Genomic DNA, 23,298 nt, shown 5'->3' with positions numbered 1-23,298 from the left:
AATAAAAGAAAAAGAAAATGGCTAAAGAAATTAAAGTTCCACAAATAGGAGACGGAGTAGAATCTGCAACAGTTTCTGAAATATTAGTTGCTGAAGGCGATAAGATCGAAAAAGATCAGGGTGTTATTGCTGTAGAAAGTGATAAAGCTTCAGTAGAAGTGCCTAGTTCGGCTGCCGGAACCATCAAAGAAATAAAGATAAGTGAAGGCGACGAGGTTGAAGTTGGGCAGGTGATCATCCTGTTAGAAGCTGCTGATGATGACGAAGACGAGGCCGATGATAACGAGGAATCTTCAGATGAGCAGGAAGAAGAAAAAACTTCCGAAGAAAATGAAGATACAGATGATGATGAAGCTGAAGAAAAAAGTTCAGATAAGAAAAAGAAAAAAGTAAAAGAAAAAAAAGCTAACGATAGTGAAGAGGAGTCTGAAGAAGACGAAGAGGATGAAAAAAAATCATCCAAAAAAGACGAATCTGAAGATAAATCTTCTGAAGAAAGCGAGAATGAAACGTCTAAAAAATCTTCAGGCAAATCTACCGGAGCCGGAATTCAGGCTTCGCCGGGTACACGTCGTTTAGCTCGGGAACTAGGTGTAGATCTTAGCGAACTGGCAGAAGAAATTTCTGGAAGAATTTCAGAAAAAGACGTCAAAGAATTTTCTAAAAAAGGAAGTCAGAAATCTACAAAATCGGCATCTGTTTCTTTACCAGATTTTGAGAAATGGGGAAGTGTAGAACGCAAGCCACTAAATAATATTCGAAAAGCAACAGCGAAAAATGTTACGGCTTCCTGGCAATCTGTGCCGCATGTTTTTCAGTTCGATGAAGCCGATATTACCGATATTCAGCAATATTTAGAAGCGAATCAGGATAAAGCTGAAAAAGCAGGTGGAAAATTAACAATTACAGCATTATTGACGAAAATCGTAGCAAGCGCACTGGTAAGATTTCCAAAGTTCAACGCCAGCGTAGATATGGAAAATGAAGAAATGATCCTGAAAAATTATGTGAATATTGGGATTGCAGTAGCTACAGAGAAAGGTCTTTTAGTGCCGGTAATTAAAGACGCCGATAAGAAAAGCATTATAGAAATTGCTGTAGAATTAAGCAATATTGCTGAAAAAGCCAGAGATGGAAAATTAACTAAAGAGGATATGGAAGGCGCTAATTTCTCTATTTCTAATCTTGGCGGAATTGGCGGAACTAATTTTACGCCTATCGTTCCCGCACCACAATCGGCTATTTTAGGAATTTCACGTTCGGCTAAAAAACCGGTGTACATCGACGACGAATTTAAACCAAGAGAAATTTTACCGCTTAGCTTATCCTACGATCATCGTTTAATCGATGGTGCCGATGGCGCAGCATTTATAAATTGGATCACGCAGGCACTACAAGATCCTTACAAAGCCTTGCTTGGGGCATAAAACTAGAGATTATGGCAAATAGCAAGAAAGAGAAAAAAGAACTGGTGGTGATTGGCGCAGGCCCGGGCGGGTATGCAGCAGCATTTAGAGCAGCAGATCTGGGAATCAAAACCACTTTAGTTGATCCAGAAGCCAATCCTGGCGGCGTATGTTTATATCGCGGCTGCATTCCTTCAAAAGCCTTGTTGCATGTAGCGAAGGTGAAAAAAGAGGCTACAGAATTATCGAATTTCGGGTTAAGTTTTGATGAACCTGAAATCGATGTGAAGAAAATGGCAAAGTGGAAAGATGGTGTCGTAAAAAAACTTACCGGCGGTTTAGGCCAGCTTAGTAAAGCCAGGAAAGTTGAGTTTATCCAGGGGAAAGCTTTTTTTAAAGATGAAAAAACGCTAGAGGTTGAAGAAAACTCAGGTGAGTCGTACGAGCTTGAATTCGAAAATGCAATAATCGCTACAGGATCTACACCAACCGAATTGCCAAATATCGAAGTAGATCATAAACTCATCTGGAATTCTAAGGATGCACTCGATCTTAAAGAAATTCCGAAGAAATTATTAGTGATCGGTGGCGGTTATATCGGCTTAGAATTGGGAAGTGTTTACGCAAATTTAGGAAGTGAAGTTTCTATTGCTGAAATGACATCTGGTTTTTTACCGGGCGCAGATCGTGATCTGGTAAAAGTTTTTGAAAAAGAACAGCCCTTCAAAAACCTGTATTTTGATACCAAAGTCGAAAAAATAGATCCTAAAAAGAAAAAGGTTGAAGTGGTATTAAAGTCGGGCGATAAAGAGGAAAAAAAGAAATTTGATAGAGTGCTGGTAGCGATTGGGCGACAACCTAATGTAAAGGCCAGTAAACCGCAAAATGCGGGAGTAGAAATTGGCGAAGACGGTTTTATAAAAGTCTTTAATAATCGTAAAACTTCAGCAAATAATATTTATGCAATTGGTGATATTACCGGGCAGCCCATGTTAGCGCACAAAGCCTCACACGAAGGTCGTGTTGCTGCGGAAGTTATAAAAGGAGAGAAAGGCTCGACCTATGATGCAAAGGTGATTCCTGCAATTGTTTTTACAGATCCTGAAATTGCCTGGTGTGGGTTAACAGAAGAGCAGTTTAAATCATCGAATATCGATGCTAAAGTGGTTAAATTTCCATGGTCGGCGTCGGGGAGAGCAAAGGCTTTAGGAACTGATAACGGACTTACAAAATTGATCGTCGATAAAGAATCTGAAGTTATTCTTGGTGGTGGCGTTGCCGGTAAAAATGCCGGGAGTTTAATTCCTGAAATTGCACTGGCCATAGAAATGGGAACTACCGCAAGAGATTTGTCGCTTACCGTGCATCCACACCCAACGCTTTCTGAAACAATTATGGAAAGTGCTGAATTGTTCTACGGAAGCCCGACGCATATTGTTGATAACTAATTTTAGCAGAAAGTCCCTGTGTTTGTAGAGACTTTGAAAGTGTAAGTGAAGTAAAGCGAGATTTTAACTTTCTCGCTTTATTTATTTTTATAATTTTGGAATAAATCCATTAAATAGGATTAAATCCAATATTGTATGATATCGAAGTCTATTTTACATCTCGATCTGGATTCATTTTTTGTTTCTGTAGAACGAAAACTTCATTCAGAATTAAATAATAAACCGGTGATCGTTGGTGGGATGGGCGATCGTGGCGTGGTAGCTTCGTGTAGTTATGAAACCAGAAAATTTGGTGTGCGATCTGGAATGCCAATGAAAATCGCTAGAAGGCTTTGTCCGCAGGCAACTTATATAAAAGGAAATGCTAGTATTTACACTAAAGAATCGCATTTAGTAACTGAGATTATTAAAAATCAGGTGCCTTTATTTGAAAAAGCGAGTGTAGATGAGTTTTACGCAGATCTTACCGGGATGGACCGTTTTTTTGGAATCGAACGATTTGCTAAAGAACTTCGAGAAGGTATTATCAAAGAAAGTGGTTTACCAATTTCGGTAGGATTGTCGCAAAATAAAGTGGTCTCTAAAATTGCAACCAGTGAGATAAAGCCCGGTGCAATGAGTATTATTAAATTGGGTGAAGAAAAGGAGTTTTTAGCGCCGCTGGATGTGAATAAGATTCCCATGATCGGCAATAAAACATTTCAATTATTAATGGGGCTTGGGGTCTATAAAGTGAGAACGCTTCAGGAAATGCCGGTAGAAGTTTTAGAAGGAGTTTTAGGAAAGAATGGACGCACGATCTGGAAACGGGCTAACGGAATAGATGATTCTCCTATTATTCCGTTTCACGATCGAAAATCGATTTCTAACGAGCGAACTTTTCATAAGGATACTACAGATATTACACGTTTGCACGCTACGTTGGTGGCAATGACCGAGAGTTTGGCGTTTCAGTTGCGGCGAGGCAATAAACTGGCTTCGAATATTAGTGTGAAACTTCGGTATTCAGATTTTCAAACCAGCACACTTCAGGCTAAAATTCCGTATACCAGCGCCGATCATATTTTAATTCCGAAGGCTGAAGAACTTTTTAAAAAGCTATATAATCGTCGGGTGCTGATTCGGTTGGTTGGCGTGAAACTAAGCGGACTCGTAGGCGGGCATTATCAAATCAATCTTTTTGACGATAGTGAAAAGATGCTGAGTTTGTATAATTCTTTAGATCGAATTAAAAACAAATACGGTGAACGCAGTGTAGTAAGAGCGGTAAGCATGGGCGCAAGAACTATAGGAAGGATGAGAAATCCTTTTGATGGAGAACCGCCGATCGTACTTGCGCATCGAAATCAATAATTACATCTTAAAATATCAAATTTCAATATAGAGGAAAGGAAATTATGTATTTAAACTGTCATTCTTATTTTTCGTTGAGGTATGGCACTTTTTCTGAAAATGATCTGCTAAAATTAGCAGCATCGAACAACTCAAAGTTTGTAGCGCTTACCGATATTAATAATACTTCGGCTTGTCTAAATTTTTTAAAACAGGCTAAAGATTATCCTGTAAAACCTCTTGTAGGGATCGATTTTCGTAATGGTGTAGATCAGCAATATGTGGCGATCGCTAAAGATCGTGATGGATTTAGACAAATGAACGAGCATCTTTCTAAACACCTCCATGCTAAAAAGAATTTTGATGAAAAAGCACCGATATTAGCAAATTGCTATGTGATCTATCCTTTTAAAAAAGTACTGAAAATGAACAAAACTGAATTCAGAGAAAATGAATTCATCGGAGTTTCGGTACGTGATCTCAATAAGCTGAAGTTTTCAGCATACAGAAAGCTTACTGCAAAATTGGTGGTTTTACAGTCGGTTTCTTTCCGAAGTAAAAAAGATTTTAACGCCCATCGATTATTGCGCGCTATTGATAATAATACATTGCTGAGTAAACTTCCGGTAGAAGAACAGGCAGATCCTGAAGATAAAATGCTTTCCGAAGAAAAAATAATCGAAGCTTTTAATGAGTTTCCTGAAATTTTATCGAATACTGAAGCACTAGCTGAAAACTGTAATGTTGAATTTACCTTCAGCAAAAAACAGAACAATAATTTATCGAAAATCGAAGGAGAAAAAGCTGATGAATTTAAGCTTAGAAAATTATGTTTTGAAAATATCGAAAAGCGATATCCAGAGGCTAATGAAAAGGTTTATGCGCGGTTGGATAAAGAGCTTACGGCAATCATAAAATTAGGTTTTGTTTCTTACTTTTTGATTAATTACGAGATTGTAAAGTATGCCCGGCAACAGAACTATCCGGTAATTGGGCGAGGAAGCGGTGCCAACTCGATCGTGGCCTATATTATTGGAATTACCAATGTAGATCCCATAGAACTGGATCTTTATTTTGAACGCTTTATTAACGAAAATCGAAGTTCGCCACCAGATTTTGATATCGACTTTTCCTGGAAAGATCGTGAAGATGTTACACGTTTTATTTTTGATAGTTTCGATCATGTAGCTTTGATGGGAACTTATGTAACTTTTAAAAGGCGAGCGGTGATTAGGGAATTGGGAAAGGTTTTTGGACTTCCCAAAGCCGAGATCGATAAACTTTCTTCAGGAAGATTTCATGTTTCCAGTTTAGATAAAATGGAACTTTTAGTGCTTAATTATGGAAATTTGATAGCTGGTTTTCCCAATTATTTAAGTGTGCATTCTGGCGGGATTTTAATTTTGGATAATTCAGTTTTTAATTATGGTGCGACTTTTTTGCCACCTAAGAATTTCCAGACGATCCAGATCGATATGAATATTGCTGAAGAAGTTGGGATTCATAAATTCGATATCCTGGCGCAGCGCGGTTTGTCTAAAATCACAGATACTTTAGAACTAATTCGGCAAAATCAGCCTGAAGCTTTTGTTGAAGATATCGATGATATTCCAAAATTTAAAAGTGATCCAAAAATTAACGATCTGCTTAAGATTGGTGATTGTATGGGTGTTTTTTATGTGGAATCTCCTGCTATGCGTGGTTTGTTAACTAAGCTGCAAACCAATAATTATATGAATCTTGTGGCAGCAAGTTCGATCATACGGCCGGGAATTTCTAGCGGTGGGATGAAGGAGGAATATATTAAAAGACATCGTGATCCTAAACGGCGAGAATTGGGGCATCCTGTGATGTTGGATATTATGGACGATACGTACGGAATTATGGTCTACCAGGAAGATGTGATGAAAGTAGCACACCATTTTGCCGGCCTTAGCTTTGATGATGCTGATGTGTTACGTCGTGGGATGAGTGGAAAGAAAACTTCAAAAGGACAAATGGAGAAAATTGAAGCGCAATTCCGTAGTAATTGTAAAAATAAGGGTTATACGCAGCAGATCACCGATGAGGTTTGGGAACAAATCTCATCATTTGCAGGTTATGCTTTTCCGAAAGGTCACTCTGCTTCTTATGCCGTAGAAAGTTACCAGAGTTTATATCTAAAAAAATATTTTCCGTTAGAATTTATGGTGGCGGTGCTCAATAACGGTGGCGGATTTTATTCGGTTGAAACCTATGTTCAGGAAATAAAAAATTGCGGCGGGAATGTGCATGCTCCCTGCATTAATAATAGTGATCACCCCAATACGATCTTTGGTAAAGATATTTACCTGGGGTTTGGGTATATCAAAGAGCTGGAGACAAAAACGGTGCAGCAAATTCTTGAAAATCGACAGTTTTTTGGCGTTTATAAGAGTCTAGACGATTTTATCGATCGAGTAGAAATTTCTATAGAACAACTTAGAATTCTATTAAAAGTCGGGGCGTTTAGGTTTACGGGAAAGGATAAGCATCAACTGCTTTGGGAAGCTTATTTCAGGAAAATAAAATCAAAAAAGAAAAACGATCAGCCAGGACTTTTTAAAATCGATCATAAAGAGTACACTTTGCCTAAATTTCAATATTCAGTTTTAGTAGATGCTTACGATCAAATCGAGCTTTTGGGCTTTCCGTTGTGTAGTTATTTTAAATTATTGCAGCAGCCGATAAGACAATCTGTAAGTGTAAAACAGCTTACTGATTTTGTAGGAAAACAAGTAAGAATTTATGGAAAGTTGGTTTGTAAGAAAAAAACAACCACTTCTAATGGCAAAGAAATGTGTTTTGCTACGTTTTATGACGTAAACCATGATATTTTTGATACTGTGCAGTTTCCAAACCAAGTAGCTAAGTATCCGTTGTATAATAATGGGATTTACCTATGTGTAGGAAAAGTGAATAACGAGTTTGATTATATTTCTATAGAGGCTGATATAATCGAATTTCAGAAGATTCAGGTAGATCCTCGTTTAGTATCTTCTCAATTTAGTGCCTAATTTTTGATTAATCGGTAATCGGAAGTTGCTAAATCGTTTGTAAATACCTGGAAATGTTAAAATTATGCTGTTCATCGATTTTTCTTGTTCGTAGTCCATATTTTATGTTTTATTTGCTACAACCAAAATTTTTAAGATAACCTTAACCTTTTACGAATCTAATCTTAATAATAAACTATTCCCTAACTAATAGTTATTATGAAGTTGCTAAAATATGTATTCCTGCTAATTTTTGCAGGAGGGTATGGGCAGGCTATTACTGTTGATGATAAAGGTGTTACGAAAGAAGAATTAGTCGCCGGACTTTTAGATAATTCTTGCGTCCAGATTACTAATATCGCGCAATCTGATAAAGAGGCTGTGGCTTATTTTAGTAATAATTCTGGCGATTTCCCCATTTCTGAGGGTGTGATAATTCGTTCGGGTAAAGCTAAACTTACCGAGGGGGCTTATTCTGGCCAAAATTTAAGTACACAAATAAATACAACTGGAGATCCAGATCTACAGGTAATTAACAATGCTTCGGGGCAAAGTACAGCGATATCTGATGTGGCGTATCTGGAATTTGAATTTGTACCTCTTTCTGAAAATTTTAGTTTCGATTTCATTTTTGCAAGTAATGAATACGGGCAATGGCAATGTGCCAGTAGTGATGTTTTTGCTTTTTTATTAACTGAAATAGAAACCGGGGAAACAAGAAATATAGCGGTGGTGCCAGGAACTAACGCACCGGTTTCTGTTAGGACGATAAAAGATCGCAGTTTTAATGAGAATTGTCAAAGTGATAATCCAGAATATTTTGCAAGTTATCAGGTAGATGCCGCAAACTCGGTTGTGAATATGCGTGGGTATACAAAATTACTTACTGCGGCAGCCACGATAAAACCTGGCAAAAAATATAGAATTAAACTGGTGATAGGTGATAGTCATGATCTTAATTACGATAGCGCCATATTTATAGCCGGTGGTAGTTTTAGAACAGATTTGGATCTGGGAGCAGATAGAATGCTGTGTGAAGGCACTTTTACTCGTTTAAATACTGGTTTGGAAGAACCAATTTATAAGCATCAATGGTTTAAAGATGATGTTGAAATCCTAAATGAAACGAGTCATTTCTTAGATGTGAATGCCCCAGGGAATTATATGGTAAAAGTAACTAAGAACGATTCTAGTTGCGATATAAGTGATCGTATAAAAGTTGAAAGTCTTACCTATAATGATCTCCCAGATATTGTGGTTTGCGATGATGGATCTGCAGAACAGTTCTTTGATCTAACCAATAACGGTCATGAAAGATTAGGATTGAGCTCAGAGCAGTATGATCTAGTTTACTATAGTGGTGATGTTAGTGCTTCTAATCAAATAAAGTCTGAAGATCTAACTTCTTTTAAAAGCAGACCCGGAGAAACAATTTTCGTGAAATTGAAAAGTAAGGAAACTGAAGAGTTTTGTAACGCAACCGCGTCTTTTAATTTAGAGGTAAACGAATCTATTCGACTTGAGGTTCCAGATGAGATCGTTGCCTGTAAGCCACAAGGTAGTAATCTTGTCAATCTTTCTGAAATTAGCGATTTGGTGAACGATCAATTGTTTGAAGATTCGTATGTTTTTGAACTTTATCGAACTGCTGGAAACGCAGATCAGGGTGTCGATCCTGTTGTTGATATCTCTAATTTCCAGCTTTCGGGAAATGCTTCAGAGTTTCAGGTTTTTGGGAAAGTTCAGGACACTTTGGTTAGCGGTTGTTTTAATATTTTCACGCTTAATGTAAGTTTAAATGATTTGCCTCCGGTTTCAGTTTTACAGGATGTGGTAGAATGCGATGCATATGTGCTTCCTGCCATTACTGATGGGAATTATTATACGCGGGCAGAAGGAGAAGGGAGAATGCTTCAGGCAGGAGATGTGATCGAAAATTCAGGGACTTACTATATCTATAATCTTAATGAAGCAGGTTGTTCTAATCAATCAAGTTTTAAGGTTGAGTTAATTCAGGATTATAAACTCAATGAATATTACTGCGAGCAATTTGTGGTTCCTTCTCCTCCTGCAGGTGCTTTTTATGATGCTCCTGATGGTCCAGATGGAGGTGGGCAGGAAGTGGCTTCGGGAACAGTATTCACTTCAGATTTTAGTATCTATTATTACGGGGAGATGGAAGATGGTTCGCTATGTAAAGAAGAAAAATTCGATGTAGCTATTTATCCCCTGCCTGAGGTTGATAAATTTGATGATGTAGTAGTCTGTAATGGATTTATTTTGCCAGAACTTACTCATGGAGAATATTATACAAACCCCAATGGAGGTGGGCAACGATTAAAGTCAGGCGTTCGCATAACCACTTCAATGACTCTATATGTTTATAATGACGATGGGAGATGTAATAACGAAGATGAATTCAAAGTAAGGATCATTCCAAATTTTGAAGATGTGATTGCCTGCGGAAGTTATACTTTGCCAGAGCTTGAGATCGGTGAATATTTTGCTTCAGATGGGAGTAGTCTACAGCAAGGAGCAGTGTTAACTGAAAGTACCGAGGTTTTTTATACCGCTGAAACTACAGATGGCTCAGATTGTGCAAAAGAGATACGATTTTTTATAAATATCACACCTATTCCAGATGTAGATAGGTTGCAGGACGTGACTGTTTGCTTAGAGGATGGTTTTGTACTTCCAGAAATTAAAAACGGTGAATATTTTACGGAGCCTGATAGACAGGGAGAGCAGCTCTTACCCGGGGATAAGATCTTTGAAAGTAAAAAAATCTTCATTAATAATATCGAAAATTCCTGTACAAACGAAAGCAGTTTCAATGTAGAAGTGAGAGAGCTTGCTCCTGTAGAGAATTTTGTAGATGTATACTCATGTTTCGGTTACGAATTACCAGAGCTTCAATTCGGAAGATATTATACTAAAGCCAACGCGCAGGGCGAAGAGCTTGCAGCAGGAACTTATATCGAAGAAACTCGCCGAATTTATATTTATAATGAGTGGGAAGATCTTGCAGGATGTGCAAATGATAAGTTCTTTACCATTTATATAGAAGGTGTAAGAGTAGATCGTCCAGAAGAGGTGAACGTATGTGATTTGTACGTATTGCCAAAGTTGAATGAAGGCGAGTATTTTACAGAATCTGGAGGAAAAGGAAAGAAGATCGAGGCGGGAACCGAGATTACAGCGAATACGAGACTTTATATCTATAAGAAGGCAGGAGTTCGATTTGTTTGTGAAGATGAGTATGTGTTTGATATTAATGTTTCGCGTACACCAAATGTTGCTACGATACCAGATATAGAAGTTTGTGGTAGCTATAAGGTGCCAAATATTTATTCTCCAATGGGTATCATGCCGGTAGACTATGAGATGTTTTACACTACAGACCTAGAAGATGATCGTGCTATTTTGGGTCCAGAAAATGTGATTACAGAACCGGGAACTTATACGATGTATTTAAAAGCACAGTCTTTATCTAATGATGCATGTTATAATTACAGTTCGTTTAATGTAACTGTGTATCCATTGCAGGATTTGGAAATCGAAGAAGAGGCTTTATGCGTAAATACTGAAAGTGGGGAGGTTGAAACCGGAGCGTATTTTTATACCGGATTGGATCCCAGAGTTTTTGAAGTGAACTGGTATTACCAGGATAAGTTGATGCATACAGGGCCAGAATTCGAAGCCATGCAGCCAGGAGAATACATTGTAAAAACGACCAAGATCGATGGAAAAATAGAAACAGGTTGTGGTTTTAACGAAACATCTGTATTCGTAAAAGAGTCTGCGAAACCAGAAATTTCTGTAATAGTTACTGAGCCTTTTGAGGATATTGCAGTGGTGAATGTAGAAGTAGTAAAAGGTAGAGGTGATTATTTATATAGTTTAGATGGAGGTGAATTTCAGCCTGAAAATGAATTTTATGATGTCGCCTCAGGAACACATACGGTAGAAGTGAAAGGTGTGATGGGATATTGCGGAGTTACTGCTGAAGTTGTTGAGGTGCTTAAACATCCAAAGTTTTTTACACCTAATAGCGATGGCTTCAATGATACTTGGAATATTACAGAGTTGGAAACTCATCCAGAAGCCGAGATTCATATCTACGATCGCTATGGTGCTTATATTACAAAGATAAAACCAGCAGAAGGAGGTTGGGATGGATCTAAAGATGGATCATCGATGCCCTCTAACGATTATTGGTTTGAGGTAGGCTTCCAGCAGGATGGAATCGCTAAGACTTATCGCTCTCATTTCTCTTTGAAACGATAAAAATTAACTGTACCTATGATCTAAAGTTGATTTTGTTTAAAAGAAAAAGCCCGCTAAAATTAGCGGGCTTTTTTAAAGGTGGTGCCTCCAGGAATCGAACCAGGGACACAAGGATTTTCAGTCCTTTGCTCTACCAACTGAGCTAAGGCACCAGTTGCTTTTTGAAAGCGGTTGCAAATATAAATTCAATTTTAGGAACTCACAAGGCTTTTTTGAAAAAAATGCTTTCGTACCTTAGCATTTTTTAAAATCGAGTTATGAATCTTGTTGTTGATTTGGGTAATACATTTGCGAAAATTGCTGTTTTTCAAAATTATAGAGTTTTAGAAACCTTTAAAGTTCCGAAGAAAGAAAAAAGTAAAAAAATTGAAAAAATTTTTCAGCAGTACTCTAAAATTGAATTTTCGATACTTTCAAGTGTATTAAAAGATGATAATTCGATAAAAAAAATACTTCAAAAACATTCAATCTTATATTATCTGGATAGTAATTTAAAATTGCCTTTCAATAATAGATATGCTTCTCCTCAAACTTTGGGTAAAGATCGTATAGCTTTAGCTGCTGCTGCTGTAAATGACTATTCTGGGAAAAATTGTTTAGTGATAGATGCAGGAACCTGTGTGACGTATGATGTTATAAACGATAAATCTGAGTATTTAGGCGGGGGAATTTCTCCTGGTTTACAAATGAGATTTAATGCCGTACATAAGTTTACAGAAAAATTACCGTTAATAAAGTCAGATAGTAACCATCTAAAATTGGTAGGTGACTCTACAGAAGAAGGTTTAAAAAGCGGTATTTATTTTGGATTTGCTGCAGAAATCGATGGGATGATTAGCCAATACAAATCAGAATTTAAAGATTTAACAGTTATTTTGACGGGCGGTGATCTTCTATTTTTGTCAAAGCGACTAAAAAATAGCATATTTGCGAACTCAAATTTTCTTTTAGAGGGTTTAAACCATATTTTAGAATATAACAAAATTCAATGATTAAACGATTTATAGTAATCGTAGCCTTATTTTCTGCATTTTGGGCCAAGGCTCAGGAGAACACTTCTTCCCCGTATTCTTATTACGGTATTGGGCTTACCAATTTTAAAGGAACTGTAGAGAATAGAGCGATGGGAGGTCTTAGTACATTTTCGGATAGTATTCATATGAACCTTACCAATCCTGCCGGATATGGTAAATTGGCAAGGACAACTTATACTGCAGCGGCAAGTGTCGAGTCTACACAGCAAGAAACTTCAGAGGCCGATGATCAGGTTAGTAATGTTTCTTTAGATTATTTAGGTTTAGGAGTTCCGGTGGGCCGTTTTGGTTTTGGTGCAGGTCTTATCCCATACTCTTCAGTAGGATATCGTATTATTGACGTTGAAGATGATGGGGCCAGCAGATTGCAAGGGCGTGGAGGAATGAACAAAGTTTTTCTATCTGCAGCTTATGCTATTAGTAGAGATCTTAGTATTGGTGTTAATGCCGATTATAACTTTGGGAATATACAACGTAGAAGAACGGTATTAAGAGACGGTATTCAATATGGAACCAGAGATATAGATCGTTCTGATATTTCTGGATTCAATTTTAATTTTGGATTAGATTATCAAACAAAACTGAATAATGGTTTAAAACTACATGCTTCTGCAGTTTATACACCTGAAGCTGATATTACGACAGAAAGTTATCGTGAGATCGCTAATGTGATATTTAATGCAAATGGAGAAAATGTATTAAATGTTCGAAATTTTGATGTGGAATCTCAGGATATCACATTGCCTTCTAAAACGACATTTGGTTTAGGTCTAGGTAGACCTAATAAGTGGTTCGTTGGCGGAGAATATTCTGCATTTGGAAGTATCCCAGAAATTTCGGTTTTTAGTACTCCTGTAAATGATGCCGAATATAATGATGGAAGCGCATATCGATTAGGAGGTTATATTGTGCCCGAGTATAATTCGCTTACGAGTTATTTTAAACGTGTTGTTTATCGCTTTGGTGGACGTTTCGAAGAAACAGGCTTACAACTTAATGGAGAGTCGATTGATGAGTTTGGCATATCTTTTGGATTAGGATTACCAATTGGAGGTGATTTCTCTAATTTAAATCTGGGTCTGGAGTATGGACAGCGCGGTACAACAAGCTCAGGATTAATACAGGAGAATTTTTTTAAATTATCAATTGGTTTATCTTTGAATGACCAATGGTTTGTAAAGAGAAAGTTTAATTAACCATAATAAACAACAAGATGAAAGCGAGATTTATAGTTTTATTATCGGCGGTAATGCTAGGTTCTGGGGCATTTGCTCAGGATTGTACTACTACTGCAGCTTTGGCTTACGATGATGCTAAGGCGAAGAATTATGATGCGGCTTATGAGCCATTAATGCAGGTGAAAGAAGACTGTCCAGATTATAGTTTGGCAACTTTTCAATACCTTGAAAGAGTGCTTAAGCATAAGATTGACGGTGCTTCTGGTGACGAAAAAAATAAGTATATCAATGAATTAATTGATACATACAAAGGAAGATTAGAATATTACCCAGAGAAAACTAAGAAAGGTGATGTTTACGGGGATATCGCTTTATTAAAGTTTACTCATAAAATGGGAACTACTGAAGAGCGTTGGGAAGCTTTTGATAAAGCTTATACAGAGGATAAAGATAACTTTACCAGCCCAAAAGGTCTTTATGCGTATTTTGATCTTATGGTAAATATGCAGGATGCAGGTGAGCGTGAGCTACAAGATGTTTTCGATATTTATGATAGAGTAATGTCTAAGATTGAAGAAGAAGAGATCTATGAGGCAGATCGTTTACAGCCACTTATCGAGAAGCAAGATTCTGGTGAAGAGTTAACAGCTAAAGAAGAAAAAACAGCTGGTATAGCAGAGCGTAGACTAACTAACTTTAATGCAGTTAAAAATGCTTTAAATGCTAAATTAGGAGCACGTGCAGATTGTGATAATCTTGTGCCGCTTTATGAAAAAGATTTTGAAGCTAAAAAAGAAGATGTAGCATGGTTAAAAAATGCAAATGCTCGTCTTTCAGCTAAAGACTGTGAAGATCCATTATTCTTTAAAGTTTCTGAGGCGCTTCATCAATTAGAGCCTTCTGCAGCATCTGCTTATTCTTTAGGACAGTTAGCAGAAGCAGATGGTGATAGAGCTAAGGCTTTAGAATATTATAATGAAGCTGCAGAGCTTGAAGAAGAACCAGGAGATAAAGCGAAAATTTACTATAGAATCGCTCAGAACTATAAGTCTTCAGGAAGTTTTTCACAAGCTAGAAACTTTTATAGAAAGGCGGTTCAGGCTAAGCCATCTTACGGTAGAGCTTACTTGAATATTGCAGATATGTATGCAGATAGTGCAAACAACTGTGGTGATACTGCTTTTAACAAAAGAGCTGTTTACTGGTTAGCTGCAGAGTATGTGGCAAAAGCTGGTAGAGTAGATCCATCTCTTTCTAAACATGCGAATGCAACAGTAGCGGCTTACAATGGTCGTGCCCCACAAAAATCTGATGTATTCCAAGAAGGGAAAAAAGCAGGAGATGCTATCCAGATTGGTTGTTGGATAGGTGAAACTGTGCGTATCCCTCAGTTATAATATGAGAATCACATATCGTGAAATAATACAAGGCATTGTCACGCTGATCGGCGTGACAATGCTTTTTTCATGTGAGGGTAATTTAAATGAGGTTAGAGCACTCCAAAACCCTGCAGATGCCCCGGCAGGAGTTGCTAAAGGTATTTTATTAAAATATACCGATTCTGGGCGAGTGGTTGCTACGCTTCAAAGCTCTAAAATGTTCGATTACGAGAATAAAGATTTTCCTTATCGGGAATTTCCCGAAGGCGTATATATCGAGTTTTTTGGTGAAGATGAAGAGAAAAGTACGGTGGTAGCAGATTATGGCATTGTTTACAGCGGTACAGGTCTGGTAGATCTTCGAGGGAATGTAGTTATTCTTACATCAGATAGTACACAGTTAAAAGGCGATCAACTTTACTGGGATCAAAATCAAAGTTGGGTGTTCACAGATCGCGAAAATCAGATTAAATTTCCAGATGGTTCTTTTAATGAAGGAATGGGTTTTGATTCCAATCAAAATTTCGATAAATTCAACTTTAGAACCAATAGCGGAATTCAAAACATAGACGAGTCAGAAAAATGACAAAATATTTCAGGTATTTCGAGTATGCGTATTTAATAATTGGAGGTTTCTTTATTTTCGAAACTTTTGCAATTTGGGATACCGAACGCAGTAGAGCGTATATTTTTATATTTCTTGCCGCAATGGCCATTTTCATGTTTTTCTTCAAAAGAAATTTTCGTCGGAAGCTTGAGAAAAGACAAAAAGAAAAGAAATAATGAGTGCAGAGGTCATCGTCATTATTTTTTCATTATTACTTTCCGCATTCTTTTCGGGTATGGAGATCGCCTATGTATCTTCAAACAAGATCTATATTGAAATAGAGAAACTTCAAAACGATTTTTTAGCTAAAGTTTTAAAACGTCTTACTAAAAAACCTTCAAAGTTTATTGCCGCCATGTTGGTAGGCAATAACATCGCTCTTGTTGTATATGGTTTTTATATGGGTGATTTGATCATGGCATGGTTAGCCGAAATTCAGCCTGTAAATAATGCAATATTGAATTATTTGGTGACCGATCTTAGTCTGGTGACACAAACAGTGCTTTCTACACTGCTTATTTTGGTGACGGCCGAATTTCTTCCGAAGGTATTTTTTCAGATCTATGCGAATAGCATGTTGAAGTTTTTCGCGGTACCGGCCTATCTTTTTTATTTGTTATTCAGTTTTATTTCTTCTTTCGTGATATGGATTTCAGATATGATCCTGAAACGTTTCTTTAAAACTGATGGAGATGAAGTTCAGCTTGCTTTCAGTAAAATTGAATTAGGGAATTTTATTAGTGAGCAAATGGAAACCGTAGAGGAAGAAGATGAAGTAGATTCAGAGATACAGATATTTCAAAATGCGCTTCAGTTTGCTGATATTAAGGCTAGAGAAGTAATGATCCCTAGAACTGAAATCATCGCCGTAAACCAGGATGAAGAGCCAGGAGACCTGGTAAAAACTTTTACTGAAACGGGTCTTTCTAAAATATTGATTTATAACGATACGATCGATGATATTATAGGTTATGTGCATTCATTTGAACTTTTCAAAAAGCCAGAATCTATAAAATCTATCTTATTACCCGTGATTTTTGTCCCGGAGACAATGTGGGTAAAAGATGTGCTTAATGTATTGATCAAAAAGCGTAAAAGTATTGCCGTAGTTATTGACGAATATGGTGGTACGAGCGGAATGATGACGATAGAAGATATCGTTGAAGAATTATTTGGAGAGATCGAAGATGAGCATGATTCACCTATTTTGGTGGATGAAAAAATTAGTGACGAGCATTTTAAATTTTCAGCAAGAGTAGAAGTCGATTATATCAATGAAGCCTATCGTTTAAATATTCCTACCGGTGAAAATTATGAAACCCTGGGCGGTTTTATAGTGAATCACACTGAAGAAATTCCGCAGCAAAACGAGGTGGTTCGAATCGATGAATTCGAGTTTACGATCCTCGATGTTTCCAATACAAAAATCGATCTTGTAGAGCTTAAAATCAAGCCAGAAGATTAAAGCGTTAAAAAGTTAAGATTTTGCCAATTATAAGTTTTATAATTAGCCTAAAAACACTATTTTCGCCCACTATATTTTGATAAATTATATCTAAAAATGGCAGTATTAAATAAAATCAGACAACGTTCTGTTTTCTTAATTTTAATTATTGCATTGGCATTGTTTGCATTTGTTCTGGCCGATGTGATTAGAAGTGGTGGCTTTAGCGGTAAAGATAACTCTATTGCTACTGTAAATGGAGAGGAGATCAGCCGGGAAGAATTTGCCCGTCAGGTAGAAGCTTATCAGCAAAATATGCGTGGTAATATTTCTACTACTCAGGCCGTAAATCGTGTTTGGGATCAACAACTAAATCAAATTATTGTTGAAGAGCAGGTAGAAGAACTTGGGATTAGAGCAGAGCAGGCGCAGGTAAGACAAATGATGAGAGCTCAAATGTCTCAAAACCCTCAGTTTACTAACGAAGCTGGAATGTTCGATGAAAATCGAGTAAAAGAATATGTGGCTAGTTTAAAGCAAACTTCTCCACAAATGTATCAGCAATGGTTAAGCTATGAAGAAGGTCTTTCAGAATCTGCTGCTCAAAATATCTATGCGAATATGATTCGTACTGGTGTAGGAGCAACCTTAACTGAAGGAAAACAAGCTTATCACTTGCAAAATAATACGATGGATCTTCGTTATGTTCAGGTTCCTTTTTCTTCAATTTCAGATGATGAAGTTGAAGTTTCAAAATCTGAAATTAAAGAATACGTAGATAACCATAAAGCGAAATTCGAAACTGAAGCAGCTCGTAATATCCAGTATGTTATTTTTAGTGAAGAGCCTTCTCCAGAAGATAAAGAAGAGGCTAAGGCTTCTTTAAGCGAATTATTAGAAGATAGAGTTGAGTATAACTCGGTTTCTAAATCTAACGATACTATTGCCGGGTTCAATTCAACTTCAGACGATCAGGAATTTGTAAATTCTAATTCAGATCTAACTCAGCCTGTAACCTTCAGATTTAAAAATCAACTTCCAAAAGAATTTGCTGATGAATTATTCAATCTTGAAGAAGGAGAAGTTTACGGTCCTTACGAAGAAAATGGATACTGGAAGTTAAGCAAATTAGTAGAGACTAAGCAAATCCCAGATTCTATAAAAGCAAGCCATATTTTATTAGGATATCAGGGAGCTCAGGCTGGCGGTACTCGTACAGAGGAAGCAGCAAAGCAGTTAGCAGATAGTTTAGCTGGTGTAGTTAGAAGTAATAAATCTAAGATTGGTGAGCTTGCAACAGAATTTTCTGATGATCCTTCTGCTGCACAAAATTCTGGTGATCTTGGTTACTTTAGGCCAGGAATGATGGTGCCAACTTTCGATGATTTCGTTTTAAATAATAACGAAGGAACTGTAGGTGTGGTAAAAACAGATTTTGGTTACCATGTAATCTATATCGAAGAACTAACAGATAGAGAAAAAGCAGTTAAAATTGCTACCGTATCTAGAGAGATCGAAGCTACAGAAGGTACAAGAAACAAACTTTTTAACGAGGTTACTAAATTCGAGATCGCAGCCGGTGAAGGTGACTTTACAGAAGAAGCTAAGTCTGCAGATTATAGAATTCGTACCGTACGTGATGTAAAAGCTTTAGATGAAAATATTCCAGGAGTTGGGCAACAACGTAGAGTTGTACAGTGGGCTTTTGAAGAAGATGCAAAAGTAGGTGATGTTAAGCGTTTTGATACTCCGGCTGGTTATATCGTAGCGCAAATCACTGCTAAGAAGAAAAAAGGATTAATGAGCCCAGAAGATGCTTCTTCTGAAGTTATTCCAATTCTTACTAAGCAGAAGAAAGCTGAAATGATCAAAGAAAAGATCTCTGGAACAACTGTAGATCAGGTTGCAGAAAATCAAGATAAGATCGTTCAAACTGCAAATGCTGTGAACTTAAGTTCTCCAACACTTGCGGGTGCAGGTAGCGAGCCAGAAGTTGTAGGAGCTGTTTATGCTTTAGAGGTTGGTGAAACAAGTAAACCAATCGTAGGAGATAAAGGTGTTTATGTTGTAGAATTAGTAAGTAAGAGCGAAGCTCCCGAGTTAGATTCTTACAAACCATTTGCACAACAGGAAACCAGTAGCCGTCGTCAAATGGCGAACAGCAGGGCGTTTGAAGCTTTAAAATCTAAAGCCGAGATCGAAGATAAAAGAGCTAAGTTCTACTAGGATTTAGATTCTGAGTCGTCCTAAAATAGGTTGACAGTTTTTAAAAGTTTAAATCAATCCCGTGAAGCTAGCTTCACGGGATTTTTTGTTGTGTAGAAAATTAGGTGTTTTGTAGCTAAGGCTTAGATGTGGTCTATGATTGTTATATGTTTTTATTGTTTGTTGAACCAGCAGGCTGAGTTCTTTACCTGTATTGCATTTGTTTATCAAGAACTCTCCCTTTAATATCCCGTTAATTCGTTCTGCTAACGCATTTTGATAGCAGTCATACCCATCTGTCATTGAAGGTATAGCATTTGATCGCTTCAATTGAGTTTGATACAACGAGGAGCAATACTGCAAGCCTCTGTCAGAATGGTGTATTACCTCGCTTAATGTAGTTCTTCTTTTATTAGCCATTTTCATTGCTTTAACTACATTCTCTGCACTCATATCATCACTTAGGTGGTAGCCCATTATTTTTCTGCTAAAGGCATCTGTCACCAAGGAAAGATAGTGAGTTCTTTCTCTACTCTTGATGTAAGTAATATCGCTTACAAAGTATTGCTCCGGTCTTACGGGCGTAACATCTTTCATCAGGTTAGGGTGTTTTTTTAGCCAATGCCTAGAATCTGTTGTCTTTGTGTAATTCTTTTTTGGTTTTATAAGCATTGATTCTGACTTGAGATAATCAAATAGCGCATCCCTGCCTATTTTGACTCCGATCCTTTCAAATTCAACCTTGAGCAAATAATACAGTTTACGAGTACCCAGCCTTGGCATTTGCCGGCTCACCCTTAAAATCAGTGGTTTTATCAAGTCAAGTTCATCAGCTCTTATATTTTTTCGCTTTTCTGCTTGATAGACAGCCTGTCTGCTTATCCCAAACAATGTGCAACAACGTGACAGGCTTAGTCGGTGTTCTTGCCGGATTCGTTGGATTGATTGGGCAAATGTTTTTTCGAATAGAAGTTCCATATTGTTGATCTGAGATATCGATCATCGTGTTGAGAATCTTATTCTTAAGCTTCTCATCTGACAGCTCTTTTTCTAGCCTCTTGATCTTTTGAGCAGGTGTTTCTTTCATTGTGTTACAGGTAAGTCTTGACTTTGGTTTATTCCAGTCTAAGGTACCGTGTCTGCGTAACCAAACCAAAACAGTACTCCTGCCTTGGATACCATAAGCCTTTTGGGCTTGTTTATAAGTCATTTCGCCCTTTTCTACCTGAGATACAACGGCCAATTTAAAGCCTAAATTGTAATCACGCTGAGTACGTTTCTTCCCAGATCTTTCTGTATGTTTCATAAATAAGTCGAATTTGTGTCAACTTATTTCAGGACGAGACATTCAAATAATAAAAAAAGCCACTCGATCGAGTGGCTTTTTTTATTGGCACCGCCAAAAGGTATAACACTCCGAGGCTTGCCTCGAAATTAAAAAATTGTTTCTAGTGAATGCGTCTTGGGCTTGCCCAGAGGTAGTTTACTTACGTATTTTAGAAGTTGATTTTGTAAGATTTTCGATACTTTTTTAGAAGTACAATTTATAATATCATCTCCGAATATGGGATCACAATCTCAAATCCTTTTTCCTTAAAGTAAGCGGTAGGATCATCCTTACTTGTAACCATCGCAAAATCGCCTCCCCAGGCGCCAAGACTTTTAATACTTCCTGTGAAATCTGGGAAAAGTTTATGCTTTACTTTAGGTAAATTTATTGTTTTTGCGATTAGGCTTTCGTGAATATCTATGAGTAATTCAAATTCAGCCAGACTTTCGCATTTAATGAGTTGCTGAGTGATATTGGATACTTTTTCGATTAAAATTTCCCGATGTGTATCTTCCTTATTTCTGTAATGCGCTATACCTTCTCTGCTATTCTGTTTCTGATTTAGATAAACAAAGTAGATATGATCTGAAAATTCTGGATCAAAAGGCGATTTTAGTGAAATCTGAGTCTCTTTTGTTCGCTCGTAAGTAATAGGGCCGTCGGCTTTAGCGCAGGCAATATCATAGCCGCTTCCTCCAAAAGTTTTATTCAGTAAAACATAAGGATCAATAGCCAGCCATTGTGAAATATTATTTATCAAGGTTGAAGATGTACCTAGTCCCCATTCCCGTTTAAACTCTAATTCGGTTTCGATTGTATAACCTTTCTCAAAAAGATTTAAACCAGATAATTCTTCCGCAGCGGTTAAAATTTGGATACAACGTTGCGATATTTCAGCATTTTTCCCTGAAATTTTTTCTTCTGAAGTTGACCGTATTCCGAAGGAATCTTTTTTAAACTCATCCTGAAACCAAATCTCGCCGTTTTCGTCTTTACTGATCCATTTTATTAATCCTGAAGAACTTTTTTCAACATTTAAAAACTGACCTTTTTTCGTAGGAAGACATAAGGCCTGTGCGCCATCTAAAACTGCATATTCTGCAGTAATTAAAAGTTTTCCGTGGCTATAAAATCTCATCGTCTAAGTTTTTCAAGTTGCACAGCAACATCGCTATGAGAAACCACATTGGTTTTATAATATTCGATTAGTTTTTCTTTTTCTTCCAAAGTAGCATTATGCTGATTAAGAATATTCATTAAATGCATCTTCATATGGCCTTTCTGGATGCCGGTAGTGATCAAAGATTTTACAGCGGCAAAATTTTGAGCCAAACCTGCTACGGCGACGATTTCCATCAATTTTCTGGCGTTTGGTTGGCCTAGCATTTCCATAGCAAGTTTTACCAGGGGATGTAGACTTGTCAAACCGCCAACGGTTCCTAAAGCTAAAGGAACTTCAATCCAAAATTTAAAGATACCGTCTTCAACTTTTGCATGCGTTAAACTGGAATACTGCCCATCTTTTGCAGCATAGGCATGAACGCCAGCTTCAATGGCTCTAAAGTCGTTCCCTGTAGCCAATACAACCGCATCGATACCGTTCATTATTCCTTTATTATGGGTAACGGCCCTAAAAGGTTCGGTTTCGGCGATCTTTATTGCTCTTAAAAACTTTTCAGCAAAATGCTCTCCGCTGAAATTGGCGTCATCAGATAGGTCTTCGAGCGAGCAGGAAACTTCAGCACGAACGATACATTCTGGAACGTAGTTCGAAAGAATACTCATTACGATCTCGATATTGCGCTCTTCATCATTAAAATCTTGCCAGATCGAAGCTTCGTTTTCAAGAACTTCAGCAAATTTTTCAAGGCAGCTATTTATAAAATTAGCGCCCATACTATCTACAGTTTCAAAATTGCAGTGCAGTTGGTAGTAATTTTCAACTTCAGTAGTGCGCTCTCTAAGTTCAATACTTTTAATTCCGCCACCGCGTTGCTCCATATTTTTAGTGATTGGCGCAGCAGCTTTTCTTAGTTTAGGCTCTAATTCGTTAAAAAACAGCTCTAATTTTTCTTCACTGCCCTTATAGATAAAATGTACCTGCCCAACTTTTACAGTATCGATCACTTCAGTTTTAAATCCGCCTCGACTGCCCCAAAATTTAGCAGCTTTACTCGCCGCAGCGATAACAGAACTTTCTTCGATCGCCATTGGTATGGCAAATAGCTCGTTGTTAATTAAAAAATTAGGAGCAATTCCAAAGGGTAAATAGTAATTGGAGATCGTATTTTCAGTAAACTCGTCGTGTAATTGTTGTAGTTTTTCGTCTTTATTCCAGTACTGCTTTAGAACTTCTACAGCCTTAGGATCGTCATTCAGATAGGTCTTAGTTAACCAGTGAATCTTTTCTTCTTTCGTTAGCTTCGAAAAGCCAGAAATTGGTTCCTTCATGAAATTTCGTAATAGTTTCGATACAAAGATACAATTGTTATTTGGTTGCAGATAAGACATTAATTTTAATGCCAGGTTTAAAGATGTTGAAAATACCTTTAACAAATTGTTAGTATTTAACAGGGCATCGGCCGGCTTTCTCATCAAAATTTAGTAAACTTGGCCTGCAATAAAATTTTTATA

At 37.3% G+C, this 23,298-nt stretch carries 14 protein-coding genes and 1 tRNA gene; 11 read left to right on the top strand and 4 right to left on the bottom strand.

Translation table 11 applies throughout. The annotated features are described in order from the left end of the window. Window positions 1–17 precede the first annotated feature (17 nt). The 5 genes from INR75_RS01640 to INR75_RS01620 all read left to right on the top strand — a co-directional run bounded on the left by INR75_RS01640 (window position 18) and on the right by INR75_RS01620 (window position 11,487). Window positions 18–1,427 (top strand): 2-oxo acid dehydrogenase subunit E2, encoded by a 1,410-nt coding sequence (locus tag INR75_RS01640; protein WP_223090493.1) that lies wholly within the window; start codon window positions 18–20, stop codon window positions 1,425–1,427. Between the two features lie 11 nt (window positions 1,428–1,438). After that, complete coding sequence (lpdA, locus tag INR75_RS01635; protein ID WP_223090492.1) at window positions 1,439–2,854, top strand: dihydrolipoyl dehydrogenase; 1,416 nt, start codon at window positions 1,439–1,441, stop codon at window positions 2,852–2,854. 135 nt (window positions 2,855–2,989) lie between these two features. Beyond that, a complete protein-coding gene (gene dinB / locus INR75_RS01630) occupies window positions 2,990–4,207 on the top strand; it encodes a DNA polymerase IV (protein ID WP_223090491.1) in 1,218 nt (405 codons plus the stop codon). A 44-nt stretch (window positions 4,208–4,251) separates the two neighbouring features. Next, complete coding sequence (locus INR75_RS01625; RefSeq protein WP_223090490.1) at window positions 4,252–7,221, top strand: DNA polymerase III subunit alpha; 2,970 nt, start codon at window positions 4,252–4,254, stop codon at window positions 7,219–7,221. A 198-nt stretch (window positions 7,222–7,419) separates the two neighbouring features. After that, window positions 7,420–11,487, top strand: coding sequence for a T9SS type B sorting domain-containing protein (locus INR75_RS01620; RefSeq protein ID WP_223090489.1), 4,068 nt, complete (start codon window positions 7,420–7,422; stop codon window positions 11,485–11,487). Window positions 11,488–11,566: 79 nt separating this feature from the next. Here the strand turns inward: INR75_RS01620 and INR75_RS01615 are convergent. Next, window positions 11,567–11,639, bottom strand: a tRNA-Phe gene (locus INR75_RS01615). 105 nt (window positions 11,640–11,744) lie between these two features. On the opposite strand from INR75_RS01615, the gene INR75_RS01610 reads away from it, so the two are divergent. From INR75_RS01610 to INR75_RS01585, 6 genes are all read left to right on the top strand, one after another. After that, on the top strand, window positions 11,745–12,479 hold the full coding sequence (locus INR75_RS01610) for a type III pantothenate kinase (protein ID WP_092539405.1): 735 nt from the start codon (window positions 11,745–11,747) through the stop codon (window positions 12,477–12,479). After that, complete coding sequence (locus tag INR75_RS01605; protein WP_223090488.1) at window positions 12,476–13,717, top strand: hypothetical protein; 1,242 nt, start codon at window positions 12,476–12,478, stop codon at window positions 13,715–13,717. Before INR75_RS01610 ends, INR75_RS01605 begins: the two co-directional genes overlap by 4 nt. A gap of 17 nt (window positions 13,718–13,734) precedes the next feature. Continuing rightward, the gene (locus INR75_RS01600) at window positions 13,735–15,096 is read left to right on the top strand and encodes a tetratricopeptide repeat protein (protein ID WP_092539403.1); all 1,362 of its coding nucleotides are present in this window, start codon (window positions 13,735–13,737) and stop codon (window positions 15,094–15,096) included. A gap of 1 nt (window position 15,097) precedes the next feature. Continuing rightward, window positions 15,098–15,664, top strand: coding sequence for an LPS export ABC transporter periplasmic protein LptC (gene lptC, locus INR75_RS01595; RefSeq protein WP_223090487.1), 567 nt, complete (start codon window positions 15,098–15,100; stop codon window positions 15,662–15,664). A gap of 196 nt (window positions 15,665–15,860) precedes the next feature. Beyond that, entirely contained in the window at window positions 15,861–17,150 is a 1,290-nt protein-coding gene (locus INR75_RS01590) for a hemolysin family protein (protein WP_223090486.1), read from the top strand. Between the two features lie 96 nt (window positions 17,151–17,246). After that, window positions 17,247–19,355 (top strand): peptidylprolyl isomerase, encoded by a 2,109-nt coding sequence (locus tag INR75_RS01585; RefSeq protein WP_223090485.1) that lies wholly within the window; start codon window positions 17,247–17,249, stop codon window positions 19,353–19,355. Window positions 19,356–19,403: 48 nt separating this feature from the next. Here INR75_RS01585 and INR75_RS01580 read toward each other — a convergent pair. From INR75_RS01580 to INR75_RS01570, 3 genes are all read right to left on the bottom strand, one after another. After that, a protein-coding gene (locus INR75_RS01580) for an IS3 family transposase (protein WP_223090484.1) occupies window positions 19,404–20,640 on the bottom strand; the annotation gives its coding sequence in 2 pieces (ribosomal slippage) (window positions 19,404–20,286 and window positions 20,285–20,640; 1,239 coding nt in all). 238 nt (window positions 20,641–20,878) lie between these two features. Next, a complete protein-coding gene (locus tag INR75_RS01575) occupies window positions 20,879–21,802 on the bottom strand; it encodes a GYDIA family GHMP kinase (protein ID WP_223090483.1) in 924 nt (307 codons plus the stop codon). Beyond that, window positions 21,799–23,259 (bottom strand): hydroxymethylglutaryl-CoA reductase, degradative, encoded by a 1,461-nt coding sequence (locus tag INR75_RS01570; RefSeq protein ID WP_370629899.1) that lies wholly within the window; start codon window positions 23,257–23,259, stop codon window positions 21,799–21,801. The genes INR75_RS01575 and INR75_RS01570 overlap by 4 nt, the downstream gene beginning before the upstream one ends. Window positions 23,260–23,298: the final 39 nt, after the last annotated feature.

Origin of the sequence: Zunongwangia sp. SCSIO 43204 (assembly GCF_019904275.1) — a bacterium.
In the GTDB taxonomy this organism is placed as follows: Bacteria; Bacteroidota; Bacteroidia; order Flavobacteriales; family Flavobacteriaceae; genus Zunongwangia; species Zunongwangia mangrovi.
Note: the sequence above shows the minus strand (reverse complement) of the source record. Positions and strands in the feature narration are given on the sequence as shown.